Here is a 2128-nt window from a genome sequence, read left to right on the forward strand (position 1 = left end):
TTTATAAAATCAAAAGTAGGTCAGAGCTATGCCCCTTTATTGTGTGCTGATAAGGATAAAAAAGTTTTTGCAACCTTAATCATTGTTCAGAGCAATATTGATAGAAAAGAACTTGCAAAGACAGTTTCTGATAAACTTTCAAATACAAAGCTTATTGACAGACATGATGACTTTGTGAAGATCTTCGAGCAGTTCTCAATACACATTATCTATGTTCTTGTAAGTTTTATTTTCTCAATCTTTGTGATTTCTACAATTCGTGTAGGACTTAAAAAAGCTTTATATACAACATTTTTCAGTATACTTTGTGTACTTTGTGCAACTGGTGCTCTGCCTGTTTTTAACTACAGTATAAATCTGTTCAATGAACTTGCCCTGATACTTGTTCTTGGAATCGGTGTGAACTATACAATCTTTTTTACATCATACAAAGGAGATAAAAGAACTTCCTTTAGTGCAATTATCACATCACTTTTAACAACTGTAATATCAGTAGGACTTTTGTGCCTAAGCTCAGTCAACGTAATAGCATCTTTTGCCATCACATTAAACGTAGGCATCATAGTATCCTTTATTCTTGCAACCTTACTTCCAGGACTTTGTGCTGATGAATAAACTAGTATTTTTTCTTCTGTCACTTTTTATTATACAAGGATGCACACTTAGCATCTCAAAGCCTGATCTTAAGGCAAATATTACAAAAACTGATGTAATTACAATACCAAAGCCAGTTTTTTCAAATAAGGACAAAAGCACTGTTCTTTTAACAACAAATTACAACAATGATAAAAGAAAACTAATTGTCCTTACAGAAAACACAAATGACACTCTTGTTCTAACTGGTGTTACAACATCATATATAAATCTTTTTACCTTAACTTATACAAAGGATGGCATAAAGCTACAGACAAAACTGCCAGAAAGTATGCTTCCTCCTGTAAATCAGGTGCTTCTTGATATAATGCTGTGTAAAAGTGAAAACCTAGTTAATGAGCTTAATGAGAACTACATTGTAAAAGACAGCACTGATAAAAGAATAATTACAGATAAAAAAGGAAAAATTATTTATAATATCAGTTTTAAATCCATTAAGAATAAAAGACTGCCTGTTGAAATAGACAATCTAGAATTTTCCTACAAGATATATTTGAAATACCTATGATATACATTAACGCATACAGTGCAATATGCGCCCTTGGCTCAGATAACGACAAGATAGCAACTGCTCTTTTAAATACACAAAAAGAGTATCTGACAAAAAGTAGTAGTTTCCTTAAGGATGAGAAAAGCTCATATTTTGGCGTTATAAATGCAGATCTTAAGGATTTATGTGAGTTTGATGATCACAATTCAAGAAACAACCGTGTTCTTGCTACTCTTGCAGACAGAGTAAAACCAGTCATAGAAAAGCTAAAGCAAAGTTATGGCTCTGACAGAATCGGTGTTGTTATGGGAACATCAACATCTGGTCTTGAAGAAACTGTTGATGCACTTAAAGTATATCTAGAAGACGGATCTAAAAAAGATGATTTTAAATACTCCTATCAGGAGTTTGGATCCCCATCTAACTTTCTTAGTGACTACCTTTCAATAAAAGGGCCTTCATATACCATATCAACAGCTTGCTCATCATCTGCAAGAGCTCTTTTAAGTGCAAAAAAACTTATAGAATCAGGACTTTGCGATGCTGTTATTGCAGGTGGAGCTGACACACTTTGCTCTGTGCCAATCAATGGTTTTGATGCAATGTCAGTACTGTCCTATGACAGATGCTTGCCATTTAATGCAGACAGACATGGCATAAATATCGGTGAGGCCGGCGGTCTTATGGTGCTGTCATTAGAAAAATCATCTCTTGTATTAAAAGCAGTAGGACAGTCATCTGATGCATATCATCCATCAGCACCTGATCCTACAGGTGAAGGCGCAATAAGAGCCATGTCTCTTGCCTTAAAAGAAGCTAATCTTAAGGTATCAGATATAGGCTATATAAATATGCACGGCACAGCAACAAAGCTAAATGATTCAATGGAAGCTCTAGCTGTATACAGTATGTTTAAAGATTCTGTTCCCTGCAGTTCAACTAAATATCTTACAGGTCATACATTAGGTGCTGCAGGTATCCTTG

The 2128-nt window shown here is 34.6% G+C and carries 3 protein-coding genes; all 3 read left to right on the forward strand.

What is annotated here, in order from left to right; genetic code table 11:
• A partial coding sequence (locus ACJML3_RS09905; RefSeq protein WP_406022833.1) for a hypothetical protein occupies nt 1–615 on the forward strand: 615 nt, incomplete at its 5' end.
• Nucleotides 608–1162, forward strand: a complete 555-nt coding sequence (locus ACJML3_RS09910) for a DUF3261 domain-containing protein (protein WP_406022835.1) — start codon at nt 608–610, stop codon at nt 1160–1162. The genes ACJML3_RS09905 and ACJML3_RS09910, both read left to right, overlap by 8 nt.
• The coding region (locus tag ACJML3_RS09915; RefSeq protein WP_406022837.1) for a beta-ketoacyl synthase N-terminal-like domain-containing protein at nt 1159–2128 on the forward strand (970 nt) is incomplete at its 3' end. The genes ACJML3_RS09910 and ACJML3_RS09915, both read left to right, overlap by 4 nt.

The sequence above is a fragment of the Succinivibrio sp. genome, from assembly GCF_045124615.1.
GTDB lineage: Bacteria > Pseudomonadota > Gammaproteobacteria > Enterobacterales > Succinivibrionaceae > Succinivibrio > Succinivibrio faecicola.